Origin of the sequence: Aeromonas sp. TW 6, from assembly GCF_013168745.1 — a bacterium.
GTDB lineage: Bacteria > Pseudomonadota > Gammaproteobacteria > Enterobacterales > Aeromonadaceae > Aeromonas > Aeromonas caviae.
In genome coordinates this window covers 1-6,845 of record NZ_JABERS010000083.1, presented here as the reverse complement: position 1 = coordinate 6,845, position 6,845 = coordinate 1, and the positions used below count along the sequence as shown (strand labels likewise).

Annotated in this window: 9 protein-coding genes; 6 read left to right on the top strand and 3 right to left on the bottom strand. The window is 55.3% G+C overall.

What is annotated here, in order from left to right; genetic code table 11:
• Window positions 1-504: 504 nt before the first annotated feature.
• The 6 genes from HKD46_RS20760 (at window position 505) to HKD46_RS20735 (ending at window position 3,512) form a co-directional block, all read left to right on the top strand.
• Window positions 505-882, top strand: coding sequence for a tetratricopeptide repeat protein (locus tag HKD46_RS20760; protein WP_171865923.1), 378 nt, complete (start codon window positions 505-507; stop codon window positions 880-882).
• 50 nt (window positions 883-932) lie between these two features.
• The gene (locus HKD46_RS20755) at window positions 933-1,190 is read left to right on the top strand and encodes a hypothetical protein (RefSeq protein ID WP_103252498.1); all 258 of its coding nucleotides are present in this window, start codon (window positions 933-935) and stop codon (window positions 1,188-1,190) included.
• A 74-nt stretch (window positions 1,191-1,264) separates the two neighbouring features.
• Window positions 1,265-1,489: a TraY domain-containing protein gene (locus tag HKD46_RS20750; RefSeq protein WP_103252497.1), complete on the top strand. Its 225-nt coding sequence runs from the start codon at window positions 1,265-1,267 to the stop codon at window positions 1,487-1,489.
• On the top strand, window positions 1,473-1,736 hold the full coding sequence (locus tag HKD46_RS20745) for a type II toxin-antitoxin system RelE/ParE family toxin (RefSeq protein ID WP_167568022.1): 264 nt from the start codon (window positions 1,473-1,475) through the stop codon (window positions 1,734-1,736). The genes HKD46_RS20750 and HKD46_RS20745 overlap by 17 nt, the downstream gene beginning before the upstream one ends.
• A 16-nt stretch (window positions 1,737-1,752) precedes the next feature.
• Window positions 1,753-2,130: a hypothetical protein gene (locus HKD46_RS20740; RefSeq protein ID WP_161469535.1), complete on the top strand. Its 378-nt coding sequence runs from the start codon at window positions 1,753-1,755 to the stop codon at window positions 2,128-2,130.
• 383 nt (window positions 2,131-2,513) lie between these two features.
• Complete coding sequence (locus tag HKD46_RS20735) at window positions 2,514-3,512, top strand: replication initiation protein (protein WP_171865922.1); 999 nt, start codon at window positions 2,514-2,516, stop codon at window positions 3,510-3,512.
• Between the two features lie 186 nt (window positions 3,513-3,698).
• Here HKD46_RS20735 and HKD46_RS20730 read toward each other — a convergent pair whose 3' ends face one another.
• From HKD46_RS20730 to HKD46_RS20720, 3 genes are read right to left on the bottom strand one after another with little or no spacing between them, the layout of a single operon-like run.
• On the bottom strand, window positions 3,699-3,941 hold the full coding sequence (locus HKD46_RS20730; protein ID WP_171865921.1) for a plasmid replication protein RepB: 243 nt from the start codon (window positions 3,939-3,941) through the stop codon (window positions 3,699-3,701).
• Window positions 3,942-3,959: 18 nt separating this feature from the next.
• Window positions 3,960-4,271, bottom strand: a complete 312-nt coding sequence (locus HKD46_RS20725; protein WP_171865920.1) for a hypothetical protein — start codon at window positions 4,269-4,271, stop codon at window positions 3,960-3,962.
• Window positions 4,272-4,277: 6 nt separating this feature from the next.
• Window positions 4,278-5,246, bottom strand: a complete 969-nt coding sequence (locus HKD46_RS20720) for an integrase domain-containing protein (RefSeq protein WP_235673903.1) — start codon at window positions 5,244-5,246, stop codon at window positions 4,278-4,280.
• Window positions 5,247-6,845 lie beyond the last annotated feature (1,599 nt).

Sequence of the window (6,845 nt, the reverse complement as noted above, 5' to 3'; positions counted from 1 at the left end):
GGTGATCGCGTCGAGGGTTTCGCCACAAGAACCATTCAGACTCAACTCAGTTGAGCCACAGTGGCGGTAACAGCGCTCGCAGGGCGTTCATTCATCCCTCAAGGAATTTCAGAGAGAAGGGCGAGGGTGAGTAAGTCCGGATTCACGACGCACGGCATCTGTTCGCCCTAAGGAGCTGAATCGGAGGCAAGCGAAGCGCGGCAGGCCGCACGATTGCATCGAAAAGTGAAGGTATAGCATCGAAAAACGAAGGTATAACATCGAAATGTGAAGGTATAACATCGAAATGTGAAGGTATACCATTTATTTGTCAATTTTAACGCTTATGAATCAATGACTTACCGTTCCTATCTTTATCTTGATCTGTATCTTGATCTAATGAAAAGAGATCTAAAGAACAAGAAGAGAGATCAAATAATTAATGACTTAATGGAGCTGGTTTGGTTGGTATGATGGGCGAGATGAGACGAACTAACCGTAGTCAGAGCTCATGGAGAACGATGAATGAAGGTGATTTGGAGTATTGAGCTGGTTTTATTGGCACTGTTAGCGCTCATCCAGCCGTTGCAGGCCAAAGATTGGCCCAAGGAGCCACTGGCTGATGTCCAGCAAGCTGCCGAGCGGGGGGATGCTGACGCACAATTCTCCCTCGGGTTTAGGTACGACAACGGCCTAGGCGTGCCACAGGATGCTGCCCAGGCGGTGGTCTGGTATCGCAAAGCCGCCGAGCAGGGGAATGCTGGTGCACAATTCGCCCTCGGGGCGATGTATGCCACCGGTCAAGGTACGCCGCAGGACTACCAGCAGGCGTATGCGTGGTCATCGGTCGCTGATTTAGGCCACATGAATCGCTCATATAGACCACACGAAACGCTCACATAGACTACATGAACCTGCTAGTACAGACCACAAGAATCGCTAGTTTAGACCACATGGACACCATCACTCATCCCACCCTGGTGCAACTGGTGGCAGCGGGCGCCGTCCGCGTCGTGATCGCCGTTGGCCAGCCCGGCGGCTGGTCGCTGCTGGTGCGCTACGGCCTGGCCGAACGCGCCTTGGCCGCCCAGCGCAGCAAGCAGGTCAGAGTGTTTCGTAAGCTCGATACCTTGCAAGCCTACCTAGAGGAGATCGGCGTGCGCCGCTTCGAGGTGGACGCGGCGAACTTCCGTGTCGCGCCGCGACAGTAACGGGCAGGCCTCGTTGCAGGGGCTTGCGTTTGAGGTATGATATACGCGTATATCAATGGTGTGAGAGGTGGACTATGTTAGCGATTCGCTTGCCTTCGGAGATCGAAGCTCGGTTGGCGCACTTGGCGCAAGAGACGGGGAGAACCAAGACCTTCTATGCCCGTGAGGCCATCTTGACGCACCTGGAAGAGCTGGAAGATTACTACCTGGCCGAGCGGGTGATGGAGAAGGTTCGCAAGGGCGAAGAGCGCCTGTTCTCACTGGATGATGTGGAGCGCGACCTTGGCTTGGAAAGTTGAACTGACCGACACCGCAGCGAAGCAGTTAGCACGGCTGGATAAAACCCAAGCTCAGCGGATCACCAAGTACCTGCGGCGGGTGATGATGCTGGAAGACCCAAGGGATGCAGGCAAGGCGTTAACAGGTAATCTGCGTACCTACTGGCGATATCGAGTTGGTGATTATCGTGTTGTGTGTGAGATCCGGGATAACGAAATGGTTATTGTTGCTGTGATGATTGGTCATCGTGGCGATATATACAATTGAAAATTGGCAGGTACCTATGAGTAGAAAATATAGTTGTTTTTTTCTTGTTATTTATTTTGTTTGCAATTCAGCTTTTGCTGAGCCAAGTGTAACAGAGCTTAGAGTTTGCGAGGCTGTATATAAGGCATGTACCGAACAACAGCAATCCGGCAAGGTTAAATCATCCTGCTTATCATATGAAAATGAAAACCCAGAAGTTATGAAGTACCTTAAAATGATCAATGACGGACTTTTAACGCTAACAATAGGCATACAGTCTACTCCATGGGAGTTGGCTCTTTTTGGTTGCAACCTCCAACACGGGCAGTTTAAAACTTTTGAAAAGCTTGCAGATGCCCCAGATAGTGCATTCAAATCAGGCGTTAATGATAATAAATACATTATTATTGAATAGGTCGATAAATTTATCGCCAGAAATGAAAACCCAAAAACATACACTTGAAAAATACTTGTTCGACATAATTAACCCTCTCCTTTTGTTGCTTTCATTGTCTCATTGGCTGGGGGTTGGTAGCACGAATTATTGTATTGTGGCGATAGCCTACCCCCCCACAAAAGCTCATCGGTAGTGGGATTGTGTCTGTTGAGGATCTTGAACATTGCTCTATAGCGGAGTGATGCAGTAACGTATTGTCCAGAAAAGACAAACCCCGAACTTCTGTTGATCAACTTGGCGGGAGATTACAGAGAGTTCGGGGCCGTGACTTAATCACAGGAACAAGAATACCACATGGATCACATCAAACAACCCAGAGCCGCCAATAAGCGCGGTGCCAGATGGTAAAACCAGCGCTTCTAGCTGCTGCATTCATCGAACGTCTCCCTCGTCGCCCTTACTGCACTGATGATAAATCGTCAGGGCTGCTCATTCGTCCGCAGGCTACTGCGCTGGGCTATCGCCATATCCAGTACAACCCACCGCCCCATGTATCCTGTCTGGTGTTTGACGTGGACAAGAAACCGCATGAGCTGCGTCGGCGAGATGGGTATCACGAATGGCGGGAGCGTGGTTTGCCCGCTCCGCATTGGATCTCGATCAACCCCGAGAACGGGAATTACCATCTTGGCTATTTGCTAGCCGCGCCCGTGGCACGTACCAATGCGGCTAGGCTAAAGCCGTTGCGCTATCTGGCGGCCATAGAACACGTTTTGGCGCATCGGCTGGGTGCTGACGTTGGGTATGTTGGCCTTATCACCAAAAACCCCGTACACAGCGATTGGTGGACGGTATGGCACGGCATTGAGCCCTATTCCCTCGACTACCTCGCGGAGTTCTGCCCAGATGCCGATATGGCGGCCTATAACCGCCGCAGCCGCAAAGAGGCGAGCGGGCTGGGGCGTAACGTCACCCTGTTCGATAACGTGCGTGAATGGGCCTACAGCGCCGTTAGAGAGTTCTGGCGGCCTAACGGGTATGAGGCTTGGGCCGATGCAGTGAGAGCTGCTTGTGAAAGCGCCAATACGTTTGGACGGGAGCAGGGCGGCCCGCTTCCTGTGTCGGAGATCAAGGCCACGGCCAAGAGTGTCGCCCGTTGGGTGTGGCAACGGTTCACCCCAGCAGGGTTTAGCCAGGTACAGGGGTATCGAGGGGCCAAGGGGGGCAAGGTATCCAAGGGAGGGGGCAGACCCAGCAACAGCGGCAAGACACGCGCAGAGCTGCTGCCAGAGGTGCAACGGCTTAAGGCGCTGGGCTACAGCAATCGCGATATTGCCGAGGATTTAGGGATCGGTTCGGCAAGTGTCAGCCGCTACCTCTCCAAAATCTCGCAGGAGTGATCCAAACAAGCCTTATCAGATAACAGCGCCCGAAGGGCGTTTCTTGTTCCGTTAAAAAACCAGAGAGAGGATCTTGGCGAGGTGGTTAAGCCCGATCCCGAAGGGCTGTCCATCAGGCCGTGTGTTTGGCCTGTGGGCAGGAGGGCTTATCCACGGAGCGGGTTTTGTCTTGGTGGTTTAACGTTCTTAGCGGCTGCTAAGGTCGACCTCGATGCGCCGGAAACCGATGCTGTTGGCGGTGTTGGCCGCAGCATCGATGCTCTTGAATACTCGCCAGCCGCCGCGCTGCCGTTCCAGCACTACGGTTTCGCTCTGTTTACCGAATTTCACCAGGTGCAAATGGTATCCGGTCCCCATCGGCGTGGGTACGATCATCGCCTTGGCAAACCCGCCCTGGTCGAACGTCCACTTGGCTTGCAGCTCTTCCATATCACAATCCTATTTTGACTAATCAAAATCGAAATTTGATTGTAACGGAGGACGGGGCGGCTGGCCAGCCCTGTCCAGTAGCGCCCACAACAGCCGCACCGCATACCAATGATCCTGTCGCGTCCGCTCGGAAAGGTGGCTGTGACGGGCCCAATAGCGGTGTAGATGGGCCCGTCCTACCTGGGGCGGTAGCCTCACCCCCTGTTCATGCTGGCGGATGTCGCTCAAGATGGTGCAGAGTCGCTGCACGGTGGCCCGGCGGCTGGTTTTGCCGCCATGTCGCAGGTAGACATCCACCCGCTCGCGTACCCAGTTTTCCATGCTGTTCATCGCTGATTACCCCAGATATGAGTTGGTCACGTCGATCCGCCCGTGCCCCAGTTCGGCGGCCACCTGCTCACGGGCCTGCAAATCCAGCTCCCGCGCCGCCGCGACCTCGATCCCCAACTGGGCGGCTAAAAACCGATGATGGTCGGCACCGTGACCGATCCCGGCCGCGACGGGCGCGGGGGCACCCACCAGGGTTTCGTACCGTCCCTGGGCGTAGGCGTGTCGTTCGCCGTGCGACCGGATGCCCGCGCTGCGCAGCTCGCTATAGGCAGCCGTCCTAAAGTCCTTGTAGGACATTGAGGGCGGGATCAACGAGCGGCCCTCCTGTTGGGCGGCGGCCTGGGCCAGTGCGTGGTGCTGGGCGGGTGATTGGCAGGGAACCTGCCGCACGAGCCCGCCCTTGGTGCCGTCCTCGATGCGGATCTGGCCGTGCCGTTCGGCCTGGGCAAGCGCCCGTTGGGCGTCGAGTTTGGCCGCCTCCTCGAACCGCAATCCCAACGAACGTTGGAGGCTCAGCAGGGCTCCCACCCGCTCGGAGACGGCGGCCACGGCGGTGTCGTGCTGGGACACCGGCACGGCATGATCGGTGGTAGCGATCCCGCTACGGGTCGGCAGCCCCGCCTCGCGCACGGGGTCGAGCCGCACGGCCCGGTCGCCTCGGGCTATCTCCATGACCCGGTTAACGGCGGAGAGCGCATTTTGGGCGGTGGCGGGGCTGATCTCCCCCTGCTCCAGCCGCGCGATCAGGTGGGCGGCATAACCGCGCAGGGTGGCCGTCTCGATGTGCCGCATGTCCCTGATCCCCGCCTCCTCACGCGCCCAACTGGCGAACTGGCCCCAGCGATCGGCCATCGTGGCGATCGAACTGTGGCTCTGCATTCCCTCGCGCAGGGCGCTGCGCCCGGCATAGCCCATATCCCGGCTGCCGAGGCCAAAATTTCGTGAATCGGGGTTTGCCCGATCACATCTCGCCATATCAAATCTCCATATTGATTGATTGAAATTACGTTTTGATGCCCCATCCCCTGTTCCTGGTGGTGAGTGTTTTGCACCTGTTTTCGACTGTGCGTGTCGTGGGGGGCTTTTTTTTCTACATCTCCTTACGCGGTGAGCGTGATTGTTCCGCAGAGCGGAGGGGGCTGCTATGGCAGGGGGCTCCTGCAAGCAGGGCGCGGGTCGAGATCGACTGCGCCGAGCGTCCGGCTGGCCTGTTTTCGTGCGTTTTCGTGCCAGTGAGATCTGGCGGCATGGCCCGAGGGCTAAGGGATAGCGCTGGGTTGGCGCTGGCCGTCTCTGTCAAACAGAGACGGCAGGGGGGGGGGGCTGGGTATCATCGCATCGCATCTCATCGGCTACCCGGTGGGAGGCAGTGGCCGCAAGGCTCCGCCGGAGGCTTATTCGTGCGTGGCGTGATCCTTAGAGCAAGGAATACCTGAAAAGGTATTGGTCTATAAAGTAAGAAACGCCTACAAGGTATTAGTCTATAAAGTAAGAAACTCCTGAAAGGTATTGGTCTATAAAGTAAGAAACGCCTACAAGGTATTGGTCTATAAAGTAAGAAACGCCTACAAGGTATTAGTCTATAAAGTAAGAAACGCCTACAAGGTATTAGTCTATAAAGTAAGAAACGCCTACAAGGTATTGGTCTATAAAGTAAGAAACGCCTACAAGGTATACTGGGTCGTTAAACGCATAAATGCGCAGATGCGTGTTGCAGTCGCATAACACTGTATTGCAAGGTCTCCATCTTTAGATTTCGACCGTCCACATCCACCCGTGAGTTTCAGTGCGCCCGAGATTATCCAGTTGAGCTCGACTGGCGAGAAATATTCAGTTATTGCATTTTGTGCAATAAAAGAAGGGATTTCTCAGTTGGGGAAATCAGAAAAATCAATTGGAATAGGAATCCGCTTTGCGTGGCAGCCACTCGGTACTGGCTGTGTTTGGGGAAATTCAGGCATGACAAATCGCCCCAGGGACCACATGTCCCTTGAGGACGTCATGGTCGTGAGGTGATTCGACAGCGCAAAGCGAATTACACACTCGAATGTGATTTAGGCCGGGCTGTTAGGCTCGGCGAGCTAGTGATTAGGCCCCACAGGGATAAATCACCTTAAATCTGCATCCCTATCCTGTCAAGCCTCAGCCCGTGCGGCCTCCTGCTCGTCTGGCGTCCCTGTGGCGTAGATCTGGGCCACTCACCGCCCAGTTTGGCCGAAACCGGATAGGCCAGAGATCGCGGCCAAAACCTCTCCCAAACCGTCGCAAACTTTCAGCCGCCAAACCGCCTCGGCAGCCCTGCCTGAGCACTCTAAATGGCCCCTCTGCTGCCAGAACGGGGCGAACGGCCCGTTTTCCCTGGTAAAAAGGCCAATTAAACATAATGGGCATTATGCACACTGCTTTTGGCAGGCGATCGGCCCATTTTCCGACCTGAACGGCGATTTGGTGATCGCGTCGAGGGTTTCGCCACAAGAACCATTCAGACTCAACTCAGTTGAGCCACAGTGGCGGTAACAGCGCTCGCAGGGCGTTCATTCATCCCTCAAGGAATTTCAGAGAGAAGGGCGAGGG